Raw genomic sequence first — 20217 nt, 5'->3', positions numbered from 1 at the left:
CATGTCCGACCCGGCGAAGCCGTCCCGGCACCTGAGCGGCATGCGCGACGAGCGCTACGGCGAGGTCGTGCTGATCTCGCCGGACGGGAACGGCGGCCTCAAGGGCGCCGTCTACACCACCTACGGCCTCAACGACTGCCCCCTCGACAAGTGGAACGCGCTGGACGCGGGCGCCCTGGCGGCGCGGTTCGGCGTCCCCGCCGTCTTCCTGAACGGTCCCCGCTTCTGGACGATCGACGAGGTCACCACCTACAACTGGGGCGGCGTCGAGGAGTTCGACGGCCTTGAGGCCCGCTGGGCCGCCGATGTGCGCATCCCCCCGGACGTCGACTTCTCCGCCGGGGCCGGCGGGAAGCACTACGTGACCACCACCGTGGACCGCGACACCGAGTACGTGCTGAAGGCCGGCAGGCCCGTGTACACCCTCGAGGACTCCGACGGCCGGACGTTCGTGCTGCAGGCGTACTCCCACACCGTGGACCCGGGCCTGACGTCGGACTCCCTGGCCTCCCTCGGCGACCGGTTGCGGCTGCCGGAGGGCTGGCGGTTCCGCACCCACACCCCGGACGAGGACATGCACGTGCGGACGGCGGACAAGAAGGCCACCGTCGTGCAGGACGAGCTGGAGAACACCTACATGCTCCACGCCCGCTGACGGCCCCGGCTGAACGGGCCGCGAGCGGCCCCGTGAGCGGCCCGCCGAACCTGCCGGGAAGGCGCTGTAGGCTCGGCAGTCCTTACGACCCGGCGCCGGCCGGCAGACCTGGTGGGGACGGACCTGCTGCTCATGTGGATGCGGAGTGCGGCCGGCGCGCGACGGCTGGGGACGGCCGGGGCGCTGGCCGTGGCGGCCGGGGGCACGGTCGCCGGAGCCCTGCCGGTGCGCGAGCCCTGGGGGCTGTGGGGCACGTACGGATCCGCGGTGACCACGGCGGGTGCCGTCCTCGCGTACGCCGGGCTGACGCTGCTGGTGCTGGCCTGGTGGGCGTACGGCAGGCTGCTCGACGGCGACGGCGACGGCGACGGCGACGGCAGGGACGGCGGCGGCGACGGCAGGGACGGCGGCGGCGGTGACGGCGGCAAGGGGCCCGGTGTCCGGCACGCCCTCGTCACCCTCGGCTGGTGGGCCGCGCCGCTCTTGCTCGCGCCACCGCTCCACAGCGCCGACGTCTACAGCTACATCGCCCAGGGAGCCATGGTCCTCGAGGGCCACGACGTGTACGCGCACGGGCCGTCGGTGCTCGGCCCGGACTCGCTCGGCGCCGCCGCGGCGGCGAGCGTCGGAGGCCACTGGACGGACACCCCGGCGCCGTACGGCCCGGTGTTCCTGCTGCTGGCGAAGGCCGTGGTGTGGGTCACGGGAGGCACCCTCGTGCCGGCCGTCCTCGGGATGCGGCTGATCGCCGTCGCCTCGCTCGTCCTCATCGTGTGGGCGCTGCGCGGTCTGGCCGTCGAGTGCGGGGCGGACGAGCGCCGCGCGCTGTGGCTGGCCGTCCTCAACCCGCTTCTGCTGCTGCACGTCGTCGGCGGCGCGCACAACGACGGCCTGATGATCGGTCTCATGCTGACCGGGGTCCTGCTGGCGCTGCGCGGGAGGCCGCTGACGGGCAGCGCGGTCGTCGCCCTCGCCGTGATGGTCAAGTCCCCGGCGGCGCTCGCCCTGCTCTTCATCGGGCTGATCGCGGTGCGCCGGGGCGAAGGGCCCCTGGTGCGGCGCGTGGTGAAGGCCCTTCCCGGCCCCGGGCTGGTGGCCGCCGCCGTCGTGGCCGCCGCCTCCCTGCTCGGCGGCACCGGCTTCGGCTGGCTTCGGACGCAGAGCGTCGCCGGGACCATCCACACGCCCCTGTCGGTGACCAGTGACCTCGGCCAGGGCGCGGGCCTCGCCGCGCGGGCCCTCCTGGGTGCCGAACTCGGCGCCGTGAAGGGCGCGGTGCAGACGATCGGCCTCGCCGTCGCGCTCGCGGTGATCGCCTTCCTCGCCCTCCGGACGGTGCTCCCGTGGCGCGGCCGCCGGCCGCTCGATCCCGTGTACGCCCTGGGGTTGTCGCTGCTGGCGCTGGTGGCGCTCTCACCGATGGTGCAGCCGTGGTACGTGCTCTGGGGGACGGCGGCCGTCGCCGCGACGGCACCCGCCCGGGACTCCAGGCTCGTCCGGGTGCTCATGGTGCTTTCCGCCGGGCTGGTGTACGAGACCGCCCCCTCGGGGCACACCCCGCCGTACGGCTTCGTGCTGGGGGCACTGGCCTGCGCGGTGGCGCTCGTCGCCCTGCGCCGACGCCCCGCGACTCCGGTGCTCACCGGCCTCGGCGGACCGACCGTCCCGCCAGGGCGTCCGTCCGTTTCCCGTCCTCGATGAACCAAGGTGCCGTCCATCAGGACGTGGACACGGGGGCGCCCTGCCGGCGATGCCGCTGTGGCGTGCGCCCGCCGGTCTTCACCCGACCTTGCGCAAGTCGCCGTCGTCGAAGACCGCCACCAGCACGAGGCTGCCTCCGAGCGCCTGGATGTAGCGCGCCATGATGTCGGTCCCCGACACCTGTCCGCTCTCGATCTGCGACACGCGCCCCTTGCTCACGCCCATGCGCTCGGCTACCTGCGCCTGGGTGTAGCCGCGCTCCTCCCGCATCTCGGTGAGCCGCCATGCGCGGGCCTCCGCCGGCAGCCGCTCGGCCCCTCGTGCGAAGGCGTCGTGGCCGCCCGCGAGCTCTTCGGCCCGCTCGCGGTGTCCACTCGCCGACCACACCCGATCGGTGCTGTCCGGGTCGGGGTGGCCGGGAGGGCCGGGCGGGACATAGGGGCCGGTCCCGGTGATCGGCCGTCGGGACCGGCCGGTCGTGCCTGCCTGCCCCGAGGATCAGAGGGTGGTTCAGAAGAAGGTGCGGATGTACTCCGTCACCGTGCCGTCCGCCTCGGCCACCGGGATCAGCTGCCACTTGTCGAACGACGTGCACGGGTGGGACAGGCCCATGCCGACCCAGTCCCCGACCTCCAGGTCCGCGTCCTCGTCCGTCCGCAGCCAGGCGTGCTGGTCCGACAGCCCGGTGACGGTGATGCCGGCGGCCGGGCGCACCGACCCGTCCCGGGCGTCCCGGACGACCTGGGCCTCGGGGAGGTCGAGGTCGTACGCTGCGTCGCGCTTGCCCGCGTTGGCGAACGCCTGCTGCCCGGTGGGGCGGGAAACGACCTGGGCCCAGAGCCGGAACGCCGGCTCCAGCGCGCCTTCTTCGGGCACCCGGTTGAACGGTGTCAGCTGCCTGTAGTGGCCGTCGTCGTGGGAGACGTACGCACCGGAGCGCAGCAGCCTGAGCACCGGGCGGGACAGTTCGGGAAGTTCCGCGAACACCTCGGCGACGGTGTCGAACCAGGCGCTGCCACCGGCGCTGACCACGATCTCGTCCGTGGCCGCGAAGCGGCCGTCCTCGTCGAGGGTGACGGCCAGTGAGACGAGCCGGTGGAGCCAGTCGCGCACCCGCTCGGGCGTCGCGTCCGGGACCTCGCCCTCGTAGCCCGCGACACCGACCAGCCGCAGGTTCGTCGCCGCGGCGACCGCCCCGGCGACGGCGGTGCAGTCGGCATCGGTGCGGGCACCGGTGCGCGCGCCCTCGCCGGCGCCGAGTTCGACCACGACGTCCACGGGCCTGGCGGCACCGCGCAGCGCCTCCTCCATCAGCTCCACGCCGCGCACGGAGTCGACGTAGCAGATGAACCGGAAGTCCGGGTCCCGCTCCAGCTCACCGGCGAGCCAGCGCAGCGCCACGGGGTCGACGAGTTCGTTGGCCAGGAAGACGCGCCGGATCCCGTGGGCGCGGTAGACGCGGAGCTGGTGCGGGACGGCTGCGGTGATGCCCCAGGCCCCGCGCTCCAACTGGCGGGCGAACAACTGCGGCGACATGGAGGTCTTGCCGTGCGGGGCGAACGCGAGGCCGTGGCGCTCGGCGTAGGTCTCCAGCAGCGCGAGGTTGTGTTCCAGCGCCTCCGCGGAGAGGGCCAGCACGGGAGTGGTGAAGCCACCGGTGAAGAGGTTGCGCCGCTGGGCGGCCAGCTCGCCGACGGTGAGGCCCTCGGCGTCCGGGGGGAGCGCCTTGAAGCGGTGGTCGACGGTCTCGCGGGCGAGCCGGTCGAGGCCTTCGACGGTGTTGTCGGCGGGCATGGTTGCCTCCTCGGCGTGCGGTCGCGTGCTGGGCGACGCTGCGTCGCGCAGCAGCGCGCTCGGACAGTCCGGCATCCCGGCCGGGTGCCGGGGCTCTGGACCCATCAGACCAGGCCGCGACCGCCGTGGGCGCGTCAGGGTGACCGCGGCAGCCGCAGCGGCCGGTGGCGTCGTGTGCGCGGTCTCGCCGGCGGGCCCTTGGTCGTGCTCCCGCGTCGCGTACGAGGTCCGCACCCGGAGCACCCGCGGACCGTGCGCTGACGGCCTCGACGTCCCGGACGGCGACGGCCGGCGGACGTGTCATCCCCCGTCCGCGGACGGCAGCCGTGCGGGTCGTGGAAGAGGCGGATACGCCGACCGGGATCGGCGGGGCGCGGGGCCGCGGCGTTCCGGCAGGGAGGAACGGGCGCAGGCCCGGCGGGAACCCGTCGGGCCTGCGCCGGTGCCGCCCGCTCGGACGGCACCGCACGGTTCAGGAGCAGTACTGCTGTTCCTTGCCGATCGACCGGTACATGCAGTCCGCGTTCTCCAGCAACTGCAGCACCGCGTCGCGGTTGCGGCTCGTCTCCCGCTCGATCACCTCGTCGGGCGGGTAGAAGCCGCCGCCGCCGAAGCCCCTCGGGTACATCTCGAAGGTGTAGCCGAAGATCTTCTGGCTGCCCCACAGCCAGTCGTCGATCGACCCGTCCGTGATGTACAGGTCGCTGGACTGCTCGGGGGTGTAGCCGTTGCTCGCGGCCATCTTCCGGCCCACCGCGGCGAAGGCGTCGCGGTCGTCGCGGGTCATGCCCGGGGCGGTGTCGGCCGTGGTGTAGCCGTACGGCCACAGCACCAGCTCGCTGTAGGTGTGGAAGTCGATGCCCGCTCTGATCTGCTGCTTGCCGCCGACGACGCGGGAGCGCACGAAGTCGGCGACGACCTTCACCTCGGGGGCCGACTCGGGGGCCCGGCCGCGGTAGGTCTCCGAGCCGGGGGAGCCGGAGGAGCCGCCGCAGCAGCCGAACTTGAAGTCCCAGTTGCGGTTCATGTCCGTGCCGACGGCCGAGGAACCGGAGTTGGGCTGCCGGTTCTTGCGCCAGCTGCGGTAGGAACCGGTGGCGATGTCGTACTCGCCGCCGTCCGGGTTGAGGTCGGGCACGATCCAGATCTCACGGCCGTTGACGGCGTTGGTGACCCGGGAGTCCGAGCCGTAGTCGTCGCCGAGCTCGCGCAGCAGGTAGAGGGCCATCTCCACCGTGAGGTGCTCACGGGCGTGCTGGTGGTGGGTGAAGAGGACCTCGGGCTCGTCCTCGTCGGTGCCGACGTTGTCGCTGATCTTGACCGCGATGATGTCCCGGCCCTGGTAGGACTTGCCGATCACCCGCTTGCTCATGATGTCCGGGTGGGCCGCGATGCGCTGGTCGATCTCCGCGTTCATCTCGGCGTAGTTGTGGTACCGGGAGTCCGCGGACGGGAAGTCGAACGGTTCGGCCGAGGCGCCCACCGCCTTGCGGGACGGCGGCGCGGGCAGCGCTTCGAGGTCGTGGCCGAGGGCGCGGAGCCGCTTGGCCTGGGCGGTGTCGGCGCTGACGACGACCGTGTGGTCGTGGACCTCGTCGATCGAGACGCCGGTGGCCGCGAGGGCCGTGCGCTCGGCGACGGTCGACGGGCCGTGGATCTCGTACTGGCGGGTCTGCTCGTCGGCCGCGGCGGTCGCGGACCCCGCGGGCTCCGGTGCCGGTGAGGCGGTCGCCGTGAAGGGCACCGCCACGGCGAGTGCCAGCAGGCCTGCGAGGGTGGCGGACCGGGTGGCGGACCTCCGGCCGCGGCGTCTGCCGGTGCGGCCGGGAGTGCCGATGCCGCGTGTGCGAAGTCGCATGCTGTCTCCTGGGTGGGGAGTGTGGGGGTGGCTGGATGCGACGTGCGGATGTGCTGACGGTGGTTCTGGTGTGTCGGGCACATGGTCGGGGTATGGCATGCCCCGGTCAATAGCACACGCCGGTCTCCGGTTGGCTGAGGTACGGGACGCACGGCACGAACGGGAAGGCAGGACCACACGCATGGCGGACACGACGGAAGAGCGAGAAGGACGGACGGCGGCCCCGGTGATGCGCAAGGCGAGTTGGCGTCATATCGGCCCGGGCATCGTCGTCGCCGCGACCGGCGTCGGCGCGGGGGACCTCGTCGCCACCCTGATCGCGGGCAGCAAGTTCGGTTACACGCTCCTGTGGGCGGCGGTCGTCGGCTGCCTGGTGAAGATCTCACTGGCGGAGGCGGCCGGGCGCTGGCACCTCGCCACCGGCCGCACCCTCTTCGACGGCTGGCGCAGCCTCGGCCGCTGGACCACGGTCTACTTCACCGGTTACGTCGTCGTGTGGGGCTTCGTCTACGGAGCGGCCGCGATGTCGTCCAGCGCGCTGCCGCTCGGTGCGCTCTTCCCCGATGCGATGGACCTCAAATGGTGGGGCATCCTCTGCGGCCTCGCCGGGCTCGTCTTCGTCTGGTTCAACCGGTACGCGGTCTTCGAGAAGGTCATGACGGTCCTGGTGGGCGTCATGTTCGTGGTCACCGTCTATCTGGCGGTGCGTGTCGCGCCGAACCTGGGCGACGCGTTCGCCGGGCTGGTGCCCGTCCTCCCCGAGGGCTCCCTCGTCTACACGCTCGGTCTGATCGGCGGCGTCGGCGGCACCATCACGCTCGCCGCGTACGGCTACTGGGTCAACGCCAAGGGCTGGAACAACACCGGCTGGATGAAGGTCATGCGGCTCGACAACCGCGTCGCCTACCTCACCACCGGAGTCTTCGTGGTCGCGATGCTCTTCGTCGGTGCCGAGCTGCTGCACTCCTCGGGGATCGCGATCGCCAAGGGCGACAGGGGCCTGCTGGACCTCGGCACGATCCTGGAGGACCGCTACGGCGCCGCCACGGCCACGCTCTTCCTCGTCGGCTTCTTCGCCACGTCGTTCACCTCGCTGATCGGCGTCTGGCACGGCGTCAGCCTGCTGTTCGCCGACTTCGTCGCCCACTACCGGCCGTCGCTCGCGCCGGCCGGGACGCCGCGCGAGAAGTCGCCGGCGTTCCGCGCCTATCTGCTGTGGCTCACCTTCCCGCCGATCTCGCTGCTGTTCCTCGACCAGCCGTTCGGTCTCGTCATCGTGTACGGAGTGATCGGGGCGTTCTTCATGCCGTTCCTGGCGCTGACCCTGGTGTGGCTGCTCAACTCCTCGCGCATCCCCCGGGAGTGGCGCAACGGGATGCTGAGCAACGCGATGCTGGGTGTGGCGGGGCTGCTCTTCGTCGTGCTGTGCGTCCAGCAGGTCCGTGAACTCCCCTGGTGAGGGTGCCGTCATACTGGCGGGCATGACGTACGGCGGATCGCCCGACCAGAACCCTCCGGCCGCCGGACCGCCGCCCGGCTTCGGCCCGCCCGTACCGGTACCCCCGCAGGCGCCCCACGGCCCACCGCAGCAGGGCGGGTACGGGCCGGGTGGATACGGGCCGCCCCAGCCGTACCCGTACGGACAGCAGCCCCGGCATTACCCGTACGGGCAGTCGGCACCCCCGTACGGGCAGCCGGTGCCGGCGCATGCTCAGCCCGGCCCGCCGCCGCAGCCCCACGGCGGCGCGGCGCACGCCGAGGAACCGGAGTTCCTCGCACACGACCGCACCAACTCCGTCGTCGTCGACGGCTCGGGTGTGGCCCTGGAGATCCAGGGCCACACCATGGAGTTCCCCTGGTCGCAGATCCGGACCGTCCACTACGCCCCCGCCCCCTACGGCACCGTCCTCATGGTGGCCGTCGTCCATGCGGGCGGACTGCTCTACGAGTGCCGGATCACCGCCCGCCGCAAGGCCCTGCTGCAGGAGTGGCTGGAGGAAGTGGCGCCGGTAGTCCACTTCCACCTGTCCCGGCGGCCGCCGGCGCACTGACCGTCCGAACGGCGGCAGCGCCACCGGTGGGGGCGGTGACGCTGCCTGTCCGGGGAGGACGGGAAGGACGGGAAGGACTGCGTGGTCGGGTGGGCCGCGGATGGCGCCCGCGACCGCGCGTCCGTGGTCAGGGCAGGTTGTGCACGTGCGGTCCGACCGCGTTGGACCAGGCGTTGCCGGCCGTGGCGTCCCAGTTGGTCGACCAGGTCATGGCACCGCGCAGGGCGGGGTACGTCCGCGAGGGCTTGAACGAGCCGCAGTTGGTGCCCCGGGTGAGGCAGTCCAGGGCGTTCTTCACGATCTGCGGATCGACGTAGCCGCTTCCGGCCCCCCGGGTGGAGGCCGGCACGCCGATCCCCACCTGGGACGGATCGAGGCCGCCCTCGAGCTGGATGCAGGCGAGCGCGGTGAGGAAATCCACCGAGCCCTGGGAGTAGACCTTCTGGTCGCAGCCCAGCATCGAACCGCTGTTGTAGTACTGCATGTTGACGACGGTGAGGATGTCCTTCACGGCGAGCGCGGTCTTGAAGTACTCCGTCCCGGTGTTCTGCATGTCGATGGTCTGCGGCGCCATCGTCAGGACCAGTGAGGAGCCCGCCTTCTGCGACAGTTGGCGCAGGGCCTTCGTCAAATACACCGAGTTGATGCCGTGTTCGAGGTCGATGTCGATCCCGCTGAAGCCGTAGCCCTGCATCAGGGCGTACGCGCTGTCGGCGAAGGCCGTCGCGGACGCGTCGCTGTTGATGGTGACGTTGCCGCGTTCACCGCCGACCGAGAGGATGACCGACTTCCCGGCGCTCTTCTTGGCGGCGATGTCGCTCTTGAACTCGTCCACGGATCCGTAACCGACGGCCGGGTCCAGATTGAACACGATCTGTCCGGCGGTCGCGGTCGAGTCGGCGAACGAGACCGCGATGATGTCGTACTGCGACGAGACGTCCCGCAGCTTCTGCACGGTCGCGCCGTTGTCGAAGTTCTGCCAGTAGCCGGTCAGCACGTGCTTCGGCACCGAGGGGTTGCCCGGGTTGCCGCCGCCCGACGTCGTCGCGGTCACCGCCGCCGACCTCGCCGACTCTCCGGCGGCGTTCGTGGCGGACACCTGGAACTGGTACGACGTCGAGGCGGCCAGCCCGGTCTCCGTCGTCGAGGTTCCGGTGACCGACTGCACCCTGGTGCCGTTCCGGTACACGTGGTACCCGGTCGCGCCGGACGAGCCGGACCAGCTCAACGCCACCGAGGACGAGGTCACCGCACCTGCGGTGAGCCCGCCCGGAGCCGGGGGCACCACCGGGTCGGGGTCACCGCCGCCGCCCCCGTCGGGTCCGAACACCGAGATGTCGTCGGCGAAGTAGGCCGGTTGCCCGTACCAGCCGTGGGTGTGGACCGTCACCGACGTGGTGCCCGCGCCCGTGGTGAACGTGGTGCTCAGCCGGGACCAGCCCGAGCCGCCGGGCGTCCAGACCGACACGTCGGTCGTTCCCGTCCCGCTCGCACCCAGGTACACGTACGAGCCCTGCACCCAGGCGCTGAGGCTGTACGTCGAGTTGGGCTTCACGGGCACGGTCTGCGAGCACTTCGCGTTGTCCTGCCCGGAAGGCGTGCCCCTGAGCGCCGAGGCCCCGCCGTGGACCGGCGACGACACCACGGCTCCGCTCCCGCCCGAGCACGTCCAGTTCGTGAGTCCCGACTCGAACCCGGCGTTCTTCGCGTTGTTGACGTCGGCGGCCAGCGCGGTGCCGGCCCCACCGGTCAGCCCGAGTCCGGCGCCGACGGCCAGCGCCAGCAATCCGCCGAGCCATCTGCGTCTGCGTGTGGTGCGGTCCACTTTGCTGCCTCCGTGGGGGAGTTGGGGGAGGAGGTACGGAACGGTGGCCACCGCTGGCCCCAAGCTGGTCCAGACCAATCAGGTTGTCAAGACCTCTGGCGGAACCCCGTATACGAAAGCGGCCCGGTACCCACGGGACCGGGGCCCACCCCTTCGACCCCCCGACCGCCCCTCAGGCGTCCTCCTGCAACCGGTCCGCCGCCCAACCCGCGACACACGCCACCGCCAGGACGGCGTTCGACATCAGCAGTCCCTCGGCGGACAGCCGCTCCCACTGCAGTCCCATGTTCAGCAGCTGGGCCGCGACCGGCACGGTGAGCGCCGACGTCAGATGCCACGGCACCGAGTCCCGGAAGGGGGCGCGGTGGATCCGCGCCGCCGCCCAGACGGCGAGCCCGATGCACAGCGCGTTCGGCAGATGGATCAGCAGCAGCCGTCCGCCGAACGTCTCCATCCGCGCGGCCGTCGCCACGTGCTCGTACACCACAGTCGCCTGCACGTACTCCGTGAAGAGCAGGACGACGGCCCCGGCCGCCCAAGCCCGCGCCAGCGCGAACAGCGCAGCTCCGGGCCGCTCGTCCTCCCGGGCGGACGCCCCGGGAGAGCCGTACCTCGTCATCGTCCTCCGCCTCCCGTCAGCAGCCCACCGCGCGGTGCGCGGGACACCGGCCCTGCCCGACCTACCCGACCGTGACCGAATCGACGATCTTCTTCAGATCGTCGTCGCCGAGCCGTCCCTCCACCGCGTCGACACGCACGGCGTACGCCTTCCCGGCCGTGTCCAGTCCCGCGACGATCACGCCCCGGACCCGGTCCCGCCCCCTGGTGAACTCGAAGTCGATCCGCCGAGCCTCCCGCCGGCCTAACGGACCCGCGACGGTGATCTCCTTCTGACCCTTGAGCGTGGAACCGGGCGCGCCCCCCGCCTCGGCGCCGATCGCCGCGTCACGCGGCAGAGTCCGCCTCGGTGAAGCTCACTGACCGGAACCGGACGGTACGGATGCCCGGTGCCCGGGGCGTGGGCCCTGGGGCCCCAATCCGGGCCCAGACGGCGGGTTGGGCCCCGGCCGGGTCGATCGGAGGGCGGCGCGGGGGACATGCGGGGACGAGTGGCGCGGGACGCGAAGTGCCGACGTCCCGAATAGCGGAGAAACGATTCCTGAAATCCCCTCGCTGATGCAGGAGTTAACCTCTGGCGGCTTCGTCCGCTTTGGCCGGTGAGTATTGCGTGAGGGTTGGGTTGCCGGGTACCGAAAGCTGTTCTCCGATCCTGTTGGACGTGGATAAAGTGCTGATGCAGGAGAAGCACGAAGAGCAGGGGAACTGCGGTCGCCGTCGCTGCGGCGGCCGGAGCCGAACGGGGAATCAGCGTGCCGACCGCGATTGCTGTGACCAGCGCCGACCTGGTGCTGCCGCCGACGGACAGCCATACGCCCACCGCTGCGCTGTTGCACGCCCCGGACGCCCAGCCGCTGGACGCGGCACTCGCCGACATGCAGGTCCTGGTGGAGCAGAACGGCTATGTGATCGCCCTCTACCCCGCCTCCATACCCGCGGCCCACGAGCGCAGACTGCACACGGTCCGCTCGGTCCTGGAGAGCGATCGGATCGCGCTGCTGAAGCTCGATCTGCCGCCGCTCGGGGTGTCCGTACTGGTCCGGCAGCTGCGACAGCTGTCCGTCTGCGACTTCAGTGCCGGAGTGGTGGCCTCCGCGGCTCGGCTGCTCTCCCACTACATCCACGCCGGCGCCCTGCTCAACTCGGTCACCAAGCTCGACCGCGTCCCCGTGAGCCTCAAGTCCCACGCCAAGTCGTGGGTTCCCGGCTCGCAGTTCGGTGTCGTGGCCAACCCCGGCCCCCAGCTGGTCAGAGTCGGTCACGGAGAGCTGATCGGACCCGAGTTCGCCACCCAGCTCCTGGTGGCGAAGGGGCAGCTGCAGTCGGAATGGGTGAATACGACGCTCGCGCCCGCATGGCAGGTCCAGGGAATCCAGGAGACCGCGCTGCCGGCCGATTCCCCGAGATGGTGGGGTACCTCACGGGTGATCGAATTCGCCGCCTTCCTTCCCGACATCTCCGTGATCTACCAGCTGGTTTCCTCGGTACGACGGGAGGTGTGCACCTGGTGCGGCATCGAACTCATCGGTGACCGCTGCGGTTTCTGTTCGGCCCCGCTCGCCCCGGCAGAGAACCGAGCGCATCCCACGGGTGTCCTAGGCGAAGGAACACCGATGCACCACGGGTCGTAGTGCGCCGCCGGTGCGGTGGGCGCGGACCGATGGCGGCCCCGCCGTATGCGCGCCCCACCGCACGTACCAGTCCGCTCATCAGCCCACGTCTTCCATCGAGGTCGCCCCGCTCATGAATTCGCGCCAACGCCGCGGCGTCATCCTGCTGCTCCTCTCGGTCCTGTGTGCCTTCGGCGCGTTCGCCGGTGTGCTCTCGGTGATCAGCGACGTGAATTCCAAGGTCGGGCCCGAGGTCGCCGCGTACCGGGTCAAGTCCGACGTCGCTCCGTACCAGGCACTGCAGCCGAACCAGTTCGAGAAGATCACCATGCCGAAGCGCTGGCTCTCCGAGAACGCGGTGACCGACGTCTCGGTGGTCGACGGGAAGGTGGCCGTCACCCAGCTCAAGAAGGGCTCGCTGCTCCAGGACGACATGTTCGTCAAGCGTCCGGCCCTCGACCGCGACGAGCAGGAGATAGCCATCATGATCGATGCCGCCACGGGCGTGGCGGGCAAGATCAGGGCCGGCGACTCCGTCAACATCTACGCCACCTTCGCCGGCGACGACCAGGGCGGGGCGAAGGCGCAGTCCCGCGTCATCGTCCCCAACGCCCGGGTCATCGACGTCGGCCGGCTCACCGCGCTCGAGCCCAAGGAGAACGACAGACGGGGCGCGCTGCGCGAGGCCGTCCCGATCACCTTCGCGCTGACCACCAAGGACGCCCAGCGCGTCGCGTACGCCGAGTCGTTCGCGGTGAACGTGCGGCTGGCGCTGCTCGCGGACGGCGGTTCGACCCAGCTGCGCCCGGGGGAGGGTACCTACACCCTCGAAGGGGACAAGTGAGAGACGGATGACGACCAGAATCCTCCCGGCCGTCGGTGACGCCGACGCCGCCCGGTCCATCGCCACCCTGCTCAGCCAGCTCCCGGAAGCGGAGCCGGCGGGGCCGGTCGGTGACTCGACATCGCTGATCGACACCCTGGCGAGGCTCGCCGCGGAGTCCGTGGACGAGCTCCCGGAGGTCGTCCTGGTCCACGAGCGGATCGGTCCGGTGCCCGCACTCGAACTGATCCGGGAGGTGGCCCTGCGCTTCCCCGCGGTCGGGGTCGTCCTGGTCACCGCCGACGCGAGCCCCGGCCTGTACTCGGCCGCGATGGACTCCGGCGCCCGCGGCCTGGTCGGCCTGCCCCTCTCCTACGAGGAACTCGTCCAGCGGGTGCAGGCGGCGGCCGCGTGGTCGGTCGGCGTACGGCGCCATCTGGGCTCCGGCGGCGATGTGTTCACCGGCCCCGGCGGGACGGTCGTCACGGTCAGCGGCGCCAAGGGCGGCGTCGGCACCACGCTCACCGCCGTCCAGCTCGCCCTGGCCGCCAGGGCCGGCGGGACGACCGTCGCCCTCGCCGACCTCGATCTGCAGTCGGGCGACGTCGCCTCGTACCTGGACGTCCAGTTCCGGCGCTCGATCGTCGACCTCGCGGGTATCCAGGACATCTCGCCGCGCGTACTGCAGGACGCGGTCTACGCCCACGAGACCGGGATCGGGCTGCTGCTCGCCCCCGGCGAGGGCGAGCGCGGCGAGGAGGTCACCGAACGCTCGGTGCGCCAGATCGTCAGCGCCCTGCGAAACCGCTACGAGGTCGTGGTCGTCGACTGCGGCAGCCATATGAACGGCGCCAACGCGGCGGCGATCGAGATGGCCGACACGACGCTGCTCGTCACCACACCGGACGTGGTCGCCGTACGCGCGGCCAAGCGCATGGTCAGGCTCTGGGACCGGCTCCAAATCCGCAAGGCGGAGGAGACCGTGACCGTCGTCAACCGCTATGTGCGCAACACGGAGATACAGCCCCCGCTCATCGAGCGGATCACCTCCACCCGGGTCTCCAGGGTCGTCATCCCCGCCAACTTCAAGGAACTGCAGGCCCTCGTGGACGCCGGCCGGATGCAGGACCTGGAGGCCAAGTCCACCGTCAAGCAGGCGCTGTGGGGACTGGCGGGGGAGCTGGGACTCGTGAAGGCGAATGAAGCACCGCAGAAACAGGGAAAGTTGAGGAGCGACCGGGGTGCCCTGGGCATCCGGAGAAGGTCCTGAGGGGCCGGGGAGCGAGGGGGCGAGTTGAAGCGATGCACATCGTGGCAGGTACGGACCGGAGGGTTACCGACGGGCGTCCCGCCGGCCGGCGACGCGCCGGTGGGCGGGACGCCGGGGGCCGGGTGACGGGCCGGAGGCACATGGGGACCGGGCCGGCCCCTCGGAGGCGTGCCTACCGGAGCCGGAACGTGGTGGGGGACGACCGCGGGCAGACCGCGGTGGAGTTCACCGGGATGGTGCCGATCGTCCTGGCGACGCTGGTCCTGCTCTGGCAGGCGGCCCTCGTCGGGTACTCGTTCTCGCTCGCGGGGAACTCGGCGGACGAGGCCGCCCGGGCGGGCGCGGCGGCGGACCGGGGAGCGGCCCAGGCGTGCGAGCAGGCGGCACGGAAGAACCTGCCGGACTCCTGGGAGGCCGAGATCAGCTGTCCGCCGGGCGGTGGAGACCTGTACGACGTGGAGGTCGACGTCGTGGTCCCGGTCCTCTACCCGGGCTTCATCGACTTCTCGTTCACCGCACCCGGGCGGGCCTCCGCCGTGTGGGAGGGCTGACCATGCGGAAGCACACCCATGGGCGGCGGTTCGGTGCACGCGGGAGCCGCGACCGGGGTCAGACCGCGATCGAGTACCTCGGCTGGATCCCGATCCTGCTGCTGGTCGCACTCGCCGCGATCCAGCTCGGCATCGCCGTGTACGCGGTCCAGCAGGCGGGGACGGCGGCACGGGCGGCGGCGCGGACCGCGTCGATCGACAACGGGAGCGGAGCGCAGGCGGGGAAGGCGGCGATGAGCGACTGGCTGGCCGAAGGGACGGACATCGTCGTCGACCCGGCCGGCGACGAAGTGACGGCGACCGCACACGTCGACATCCCCTCCCTCATCCCGGTCTTCGACTTCGACCGGGCCACCCGTTCCGCGACCATGCCCGTCACCGACCGCTGACCCATCGCCCTCCGGCGCCACCGGGCACGCCGGTCCGGTCAACCCCTCGAAGGAGTCGAGCACCCATGAGCCTCCGGGCGCGCATGAACAATCCCGAACCGAGCCCCGGGCACGGGGCGGACAGCCAGCTCGTCGGGATCTACCGCGCCAAGCTCCTGGAGGAGATCGACCTCGCGGAGATGTCCACGCTGCAGGCCGCCGAGCGGCGCGCGCGGCTGGAGCGCGTGCTGGGCCACATCATCAGCCGCGAGGGGCCGGTGCTGTCCTCGGTCGAGCGCTCGCAGCTGATCCGCCGGGTCGTGGACGAAGCCCTCGGCCTCGGCATCCTTGAGCCCCTGCTGGAGGACGCCTCCATCAGCGAGATCATGGTGAACGGACCCGAGCAGGTGTTCGTCGAGCGCCGCGGCCGGCTGGAGCTGCTGCCCATGCGGTTCAGCTCGAACGAACAGCTCATGCAGACCATCGAGCGCATCGTCTCGACCGTCAACCGCCGTGTGGACGAGGCCAATCCGATGGTGGACGCCCGGCTGCCCAGCGGGGAGCGCGTCAACGTGATCATCCCGCCGCTCTCCCTCAGCGGCCCGATCCTCACCATCCGGCGCTTCCCCCGTGCGTTCACTCTCCGCGAGATGATCGAGCTCGGTTCCCTCGACGACCAGATGACGATGCTGCTGTCGGGCCTCGTCCGGGCGAAGTTCAACGTGATCGTCTCCGGGGCGACCGGCACGGGCAAGACCACGCTGCTCAACGCGCTGTCGGGGCTCATCCCCGACGGGGAGCGCATCGTCACCATCGAGGACTCGGCGGAACTCCAGCTGCAGCAGAACCATGTGATCACGCTGGAGAGCCGGCCTCCGAACGTCGAGGGCAAGGGGCGGATCACCATCCGCGACCTGGTCCGCAACTCGCTGCGCATGCGCCCCGACCGCATCATCGTCGGTGAGGTCCGAGGCGGCGAAACGCTTGACATGCTCCAGGCAATGTCGACGGGTCACGACGGCTCCCTCGCCACCGTCCACGCCAACAGCGCGGAGGACGCGCTGATGCGGCTGCAGACCCTGGGCTCCATGTCCGAGATCGAGATCCCGTTCGTGGCGATCAAGGACCAGATCAACAGTGCGGTCGACGTGATCGTCCAGCTCACCCGGCACGCCGACGGCTCCCGCAGGATCACCGAGATCGCCGTCCTGGACTCCCACGGCAGGGAGGAGTACCGCATCGTCTCGGTCTGCCGGTTCAACGCCCAGCCGATGTCCGCCGACGGTCTGATCCACGGTTCCTTCGAGTACCTGCCGCTGCCGCGCCGGGTCGCCGAGCGGCTCTACATGAAGAACGAACCGATCCCGCCGGCCTTCGGCGTCGCCGACTCGGAGGACCAGCTCACACTGCGCAGGGCGGTGGCATGAGTTCCCCGAGCCTCACGCGTCCCCCGAGCCCTGCGCCGTCCCCGACCGCGACAGAAGGTTCAGCCCGTGGCTAATCTCCCGCTCCTGACGATCGGCGTCACCCTGCTCGCGTGCGTTCTCGGCGTCATCGGCGTGCACGTCTACTCCGCGGGCAGGGCCCAGCGCCAGGCGCTCGTCGACCGGATGTCCCAGACCGGGCAGATCGCCCTTCCCGCGGGCCGGCGGCGCCGCTTCCGCGGGGTGGACCGGCGGCTGCGCGGCACCGCACTCGGCAAGCGGATCGAGCACAAGATCGCCACGACCGGCCTGGACCTCACCCCGGGCGAGTACGTCGTCTACGTGATCGGCGCCCTGCTCGCCGTCTACTTCACCATCGGGGCCGTCTTCGCACCGTTCTTCGGCATCCTGGCCGCCGTCATCGGCCTCTGGGGTGCCAACGCCTTCCTCAACTGGCAGCGCGCCAAGCGGACCGAGGCGTTCATCAACCAGCTCCCGGAGTTCACCCGCGTCCTCGCCAACGCCACCCAGGCCGGACTCGCGATGCGCACCGCGCTCGCCATGGCCGCCGAGGAGCTGGACGACCCGGCCGGCGAGGAGCTCATGCGTGTCGCCGACCAGCTCGCCGTGGGCCACTCCCTGGACGACGCGCTGGGCGAGCTCGCCGAGCGACTGCCCTCCCGCGAACTGGTCGTCCTCGTCACGACCCTCGTCCTCTCCAACCGTGCGGGCGGCCAGGTCGTCAGCTCGCTGCGCAACCTGACCGAGACGCTGGAGGAGCGAAAGGAGACCCGGCGCGAAGTCACGACCCTGCTCTCGCAGGTGAAGGTGACCGCGCTCGCCGTTCCCCTCCTCGGACTCAGCTTCCTACTGATGATCAACGCCATACGTCCGGGCGCTCTGGACAAGATGACCGCCTCGGTCGTCGGCCAGTTCGCCGTCGTCATCGCCTTCGGCATGTACGCCGTCGGCTTCTTCCTCATCCGCCGTATGTCCCGGATCCGGGTCTGAGGAACGGACGAAGGGAACAGGGGGACTAGCCATGGGACTTCTGCTGGCGGCCGTCTTCGGCCTCGCGGTGTACGGGGCCTTCCACGGCATCCGGATGTACCGGGCCGACGCCAAACTGCCCGGCGACCTCGCGGTGGCACTCGAAGTCGGTGCGACCCGCACCACCGCGGTCGGCTCCGGGATCGACCGCATGGGCATGCGCTTCGCCCCGACCGTGCTCTCCATGATGGGGCCGAAGCGCGTCGACGCCCTGCGCCGCAGGCTCGACATGGCGGGAAATCCCGGCGGCATGACCGTCGACCGCTACGCCGCCCGACGCGCCGTCTACGGCATGCTCGGCGCGGCCGCCGCCTTCTCCCTCGTCCTGCGCGGGCAGGCGGTCATCGGTCTGATCGCGCTGGTGTACGGACTCGTCTGGACCGATGTCGTCCTGCGCGCCGCCATCCGCCGCCGCCGCAACGACATCGAACGCACCCTGCCCGACTTCCTCGACGTGCTCGCCGTCGTCGTGTCCGCGGGACTCGGCTTCCGGCAGGCGCTGGAGCGGGTCGCCGAGAAGTACAAGGGCCCGTGGGCCGACGAGCTGCGGATCACCCTGCGCCAGATGGACATGGGCGTCAGCCGGCGCGACGCGTTCGAGCAACTGCGCAAGCGGAACTCGTCCGAGCAGGTGTCGATGTTCGTCACCGCGCTCCAGCAGGGAGAGGAGCTCGGCGCCCCCATCGTCGACACGCTCATCCAGATCGCGACGGACATGCGGCGGACGGACGCGCAGAACGCCAGGCGCTCCGCCGCCAAGGCCGTCCCCAAGACGACGCTCGTGGTCACGATGGTCATGCTCCCCGCGACCATGATCCTCATCGTCATGAGCTTCTACTACGGGTCCGGCGTCGACTTCGCCGACATCCTGAGCGGCACCTGAGCGGGCCTGCGAGACGGGGGTCCGGCTGGACACCGGGGCCCGGAAACGTACCGGTGGCACGAGCACGAGCACGAGAACGAGCAGAGCACAGGCACAGCACAGGCACAGGCACAGGCACAGGCACAGGTACAGGTACAGGTACAGGTACGAGTACAGGCACGAGCACGACGGCGAGACCGCACCGGCAGAGCACCACCGGCACGACGGCGCGAGCGACCGGAACAGGAGGTGACCCACATGGGCCTGAGGATCCCCGTCCCAGGAAGAGGCGGCAGCACCGGAGGATCCCGCGGCGGGACCGGCGACGGCCCGCGCGGCCCGGCCGCCGGCGAGATCCGGGGCGGAATCGGCGGGGGAGCGCCGGCGCAGGCCGCCGCCGCGGCGTCCCGGCACGTGCCGTCGCTGCCCATCCAGGTCAACGCCCTCCAGGCCCTCTGCCGTCAGGTCTTCGGCTTCCGCCTGGCGACGATCGCGCTGGCCACGCCGTTCGCCCTGGACAACACCCGGTCGGGTCTCGGCACGTGGCTCGTCGGCTCGGCCGTGATCGTGACCTTCATGGTGTCGTACATCCCCCTGCGGGACTGGGAACGCTTCGGGCCGTTCCTGCTCCGCCATCCCGCGCTCCTCGCGGTCGACTCGTTGTTCGGCGCGTTGCTTCTGGCCACCGCCTCACCCGAGTCGATCCTCGCGTACGTCACCCTCTGCACCCCGCTGCTCGCCGGGCTGGTCTACGGCTGGCGCGGGGCGGCGGTCTTCGCCGTGCTCCAGTCGCTCATCATCGGCGGCGCGTTCGCCGTCAACCCGGACGTGAGCGCCGGGCTCGGCGATCTGCTGCTGCCCGGGCTGTGCGTCATCGCGGGAGCGGTCGGGAGCACCCTGCGGAACCTGATGCTCGGCTTCGGCGCCGCCACCCAGGCCCTCACCGAGGCCCGCGCCCGTCTCGCCGTCAACGAGGCGGTGGAGGGGGAGCGCGCCCGCCTCGCACGGGAGATGCACGACTCGGTGGCCAAGACACTCCACGGGCTGGCCCTGGCCGCGGACGGCCTGGCCGGATCCGCGGACCGCATGGACCCGCTCACCGTCAAGCACCAGGCGGAACTCGTCGCCCGCTCGGCGCGCCGGGCCGCCGCCGAGTCCCGCGAGCTGCTCTCGGACCTCCGGCGCCAGTCAGGCCTCGACGGCGGCGTCGACGTACTGTCCGAACTCAGCTCCCGCACCGAGGACTTCGCCCGGCGGCACGAGGTAGAGGCCCGCTTCCGCCGACTCGGCCCGACGCCCGTACCTGCCGTGCCCCAGATCGTCGCCCGCCAGGCGCTCACCATCGCCTCGGAGGCCATGGAGAACGCCCACCGCCACGGGCAGCCCACGTACCTCGACGTCTCGGCCGGCGTGGTGGGCGACGTCCTGCGCGTCAGCGTCTACGACGACGGCAGGGGGCTGCCGCCGGGTACGACACTCGACGACCTCCGCCGCGCGGGCCACTTCGGCCTCGTCGGCATGGTCGAGCGCGCCGCGTCCATCGGGGCCCGTATCCGCATCGGGCGCGGACGCCACGTACGGGGGACGGAGGTACGGCTCGAACTTCCGCTGACGGCCATCGCCCCGGCGCCACTGGGCGGGCTTCCGAGACAGCAGCGGGCGGCTCCGCTCCTGAACTGAGCGGCGTTCGCGATCCGTCGGCCGACCGGCCGACCGTCCCCGTTCCGAGCGCCCGACCTTCCCTGACAACCGTCCCA

Annotated in this window: 18 protein-coding genes; 13 read left to right on the top strand and 5 right to left on the bottom strand. The window is 71.3% G+C overall.

Annotation, left to right across the window (positions count from 1 at the left end; translation table 11 throughout):
• Nucleotide 1 precedes the first annotated feature (1 nt).
• Together O7595_RS11850 and mptB are read left to right on the top strand one after the other, a co-directional pair.
• Nucleotides 2-655, top strand: a complete 654-nt coding sequence (locus tag O7595_RS11850) for a hypothetical protein (protein ID WP_269728687.1) — start codon at nt 2-4, stop codon at nt 653-655.
• A gap of 132 nt (nt 656-787) precedes the next feature.
• On the top strand, nt 788-2356 hold the full coding sequence (mptB, locus tag O7595_RS11845; RefSeq protein WP_269732456.1) for a polyprenol phosphomannose-dependent alpha 1,6 mannosyltransferase MptB: 1569 nt from the start codon (nt 788-790) through the stop codon (nt 2354-2356).
• 78 nt (nt 2357-2434) lie between these two features.
• Here mptB and O7595_RS11840 read toward each other — a convergent pair whose 3' ends face one another.
• The 3 genes from O7595_RS11840 to O7595_RS11830 all read right to left on the bottom strand — a co-directional run bounded on the left by O7595_RS11840 (nt 2435) and on the right by O7595_RS11830 (nt 6008).
• Nucleotides 2435-2743 carry a helix-turn-helix domain-containing protein gene (locus tag O7595_RS11840; protein WP_269728686.1) on the bottom strand — a complete coding sequence of 103 codons (309 nt, stop codon included), beginning with the start codon at nt 2741-2743 and terminating at the stop codon, nt 2435-2437.
• 123 nt (nt 2744-2866) lie between these two features.
• Nucleotides 2867-4150: an amino acid deaminase gene (locus O7595_RS11835; RefSeq protein WP_269728685.1), complete on the bottom strand. Its 1284-nt coding sequence runs from the start codon at nt 4148-4150 to the stop codon at nt 2867-2869.
• A 472-nt stretch (nt 4151-4622) separates the two neighbouring features.
• On the bottom strand, nt 4623-6008 hold the full coding sequence (locus tag O7595_RS11830) for a M14 family metallopeptidase (protein WP_269728684.1): 1386 nt from the start codon (nt 6006-6008) through the stop codon (nt 4623-4625).
• Between the two features lie 181 nt (nt 6009-6189).
• On the opposite strand from O7595_RS11830, the gene O7595_RS11825 reads away from it, so the two are divergent.
• Entirely contained in the window at nt 6190-7467 is a 1278-nt protein-coding gene (locus O7595_RS11825) for an Nramp family divalent metal transporter (RefSeq protein ID WP_269728683.1), read from the top strand.
• A gap of 22 nt (nt 7468-7489) precedes the next feature.
• Complete coding sequence (locus tag O7595_RS11820; RefSeq protein ID WP_269728682.1) at nt 7490-8059, top strand: hypothetical protein; 570 nt, start codon at nt 7490-7492, stop codon at nt 8057-8059.
• Nucleotides 8060-8186: 127 nt separating this feature from the next.
• Here the strand turns inward: O7595_RS11820 and O7595_RS11815 are convergent, their stop codons facing one another.
• Nucleotides 8187-9884: a chitinase gene (locus O7595_RS11815; protein WP_269728681.1), complete on the bottom strand. Its 1698-nt coding sequence runs from the start codon at nt 9882-9884 to the stop codon at nt 8187-8189.
• 172 nt (nt 9885-10056) lie between these two features.
• Nucleotides 10057-10503 carry a hypothetical protein gene (locus tag O7595_RS11810; RefSeq protein ID WP_269728680.1) on the bottom strand — a complete coding sequence of 149 codons (447 nt, stop codon included), beginning with the start codon at nt 10501-10503 and terminating at the stop codon, nt 10057-10059.
• Nucleotides 10504-11254: 751 nt separating this feature from the next.
• On the opposite strand from O7595_RS11810, the gene O7595_RS11805 reads away from it, so the two are divergent.
• The 9 genes from O7595_RS11805 to O7595_RS11765 all read left to right on the top strand — a co-directional run bounded on the left by O7595_RS11805 (nt 11255) and on the right by O7595_RS11765 (nt 20140).
• Nucleotides 11255-12133 (top strand): hypothetical protein, encoded by an 879-nt coding sequence (locus O7595_RS11805; RefSeq protein WP_269728679.1) that lies wholly within the window; start codon nt 11255-11257, stop codon nt 12131-12133.
• A gap of 112 nt (nt 12134-12245) precedes the next feature.
• Complete coding sequence (gene cpaB / locus O7595_RS11800) at nt 12246-12956, top strand: Flp pilus assembly protein CpaB (RefSeq protein ID WP_269728678.1); 711 nt, start codon at nt 12246-12248, stop codon at nt 12954-12956.
• A 7-nt stretch (nt 12957-12963) separates the two neighbouring features.
• Nucleotides 12964-14205, top strand: a complete 1242-nt coding sequence (locus O7595_RS11795; protein WP_269728677.1) for an AAA family ATPase — start codon at nt 12964-12966, stop codon at nt 14203-14205.
• A 188-nt stretch (nt 14206-14393) separates the two neighbouring features.
• Complete coding sequence (locus O7595_RS11790) at nt 14394-14756, top strand: TadE/TadG family type IV pilus assembly protein (RefSeq protein ID WP_269728676.1); 363 nt, start codon at nt 14394-14396, stop codon at nt 14754-14756.
• Nucleotides 14757-14758: 2 nt separating this feature from the next.
• Nucleotides 14759-15145 (top strand): TadE/TadG family type IV pilus assembly protein, encoded by a 387-nt coding sequence (locus O7595_RS11785; RefSeq protein WP_269728675.1) that lies wholly within the window; start codon nt 14759-14761, stop codon nt 15143-15145.
• 65 nt (nt 15146-15210) lie between these two features.
• The gene (locus O7595_RS11780) at nt 15211-16551 is read left to right on the top strand and encodes a CpaF family protein (protein WP_269728674.1); all 1341 of its coding nucleotides are present in this window, start codon (nt 15211-15213) and stop codon (nt 16549-16551) included.
• A 66-nt stretch (nt 16552-16617) separates the two neighbouring features.
• Nucleotides 16618-17559 (top strand): type II secretion system F family protein, encoded by a 942-nt coding sequence (locus tag O7595_RS11775; RefSeq protein WP_269728673.1) that lies wholly within the window; start codon nt 16618-16620, stop codon nt 17557-17559.
• 31 nt (nt 17560-17590) lie between these two features.
• The gene (locus O7595_RS11770; RefSeq protein ID WP_269728672.1) at nt 17591-18481 is read left to right on the top strand and encodes a DUF5936 domain-containing protein; all 891 of its coding nucleotides are present in this window, start codon (nt 17591-17593) and stop codon (nt 18479-18481) included.
• 237 nt (nt 18482-18718) lie between these two features.
• Nucleotides 18719-20140, top strand: a complete 1422-nt coding sequence (locus O7595_RS11765; RefSeq protein ID WP_269728671.1) for a sensor histidine kinase — start codon at nt 18719-18721, stop codon at nt 20138-20140.
• Nucleotides 20141-20217 lie beyond the last annotated feature (77 nt).

The sequence above is a fragment of the Streptomyces sp. WMMC940 genome (genome assembly GCF_027460265.1).
In the GTDB taxonomy this organism is placed as follows: domain Bacteria; phylum Actinomycetota; class Actinomycetes; order Streptomycetales; family Streptomycetaceae; genus Streptomyces.
This window is presented reverse-complemented; position numbering and strand designations above follow the sequence as displayed.

Bases quoted from the DNA above. Each gene is read 5' to 3' on its own strand.
- mptB (WP_269732456.1), top strand. From the start codon at position 788: ATGTGGATGCGGAGTGCGGCCGGCGCGCGACGGCTGGGGACGGCCGGG.
- O7595_RS11820 (WP_269728682.1), top strand. From the start codon at position 7,490: ATGACGTACGGCGGATCGCCCGACCAGAACCCTCCGGCCGCCGGACCG.
- O7595_RS11810 (WP_269728680.1), bottom strand. From the start codon at position 10,503: ATGACGAGGTACGGCTCTCCCGGGGCGTCCGCCCGGGAGGACGAGCGG.
- O7595_RS11795 (WP_269728677.1), top strand. From the start codon at position 12,964: ATGACGACCAGAATCCTCCCGGCCGTCGGTGACGCCGACGCCGCCCGG.
- O7595_RS11825 (WP_269728683.1), top strand. From the start codon at position 6,190: ATGGCGGACACGACGGAAGAGCGAGAAGGACGGACGGCGGCCCCGGTG.
- cpaB (WP_269728678.1), top strand. From the start codon at position 12,246: ATGAATTCGCGCCAACGCCGCGGCGTCATCCTGCTGCTCCTCTCGGTC.
- O7595_RS11830 (WP_269728684.1), bottom strand. From the start codon at position 6,008: ATGCGACTTCGCACACGCGGCATCGGCACTCCCGGCCGCACCGGCAGA.
- O7595_RS11850 (WP_269728687.1), top strand. From the start codon at position 2: ATGTCCGACCCGGCGAAGCCGTCCCGGCACCTGAGCGGCATGCGCGAC.
- O7595_RS11785 (WP_269728675.1), top strand. From the start codon at position 14,759: ATGCGGAAGCACACCCATGGGCGGCGGTTCGGTGCACGCGGGAGCCGC.
- O7595_RS11835 (WP_269728685.1), bottom strand. From the start codon at position 4,150: ATGCCCGCCGACAACACCGTCGAAGGCCTCGACCGGCTCGCCCGCGAG.
- O7595_RS11765 (WP_269728671.1), top strand. From the start codon at position 18,719: ATGGGCCTGAGGATCCCCGTCCCAGGAAGAGGCGGCAGCACCGGAGGA.
- O7595_RS11780 (WP_269728674.1), top strand. From the start codon at position 15,211: ATGAGCCTCCGGGCGCGCATGAACAATCCCGAACCGAGCCCCGGGCAC.
- O7595_RS11770 (WP_269728672.1), top strand. From the start codon at position 17,591: ATGGGACTTCTGCTGGCGGCCGTCTTCGGCCTCGCGGTGTACGGGGCC.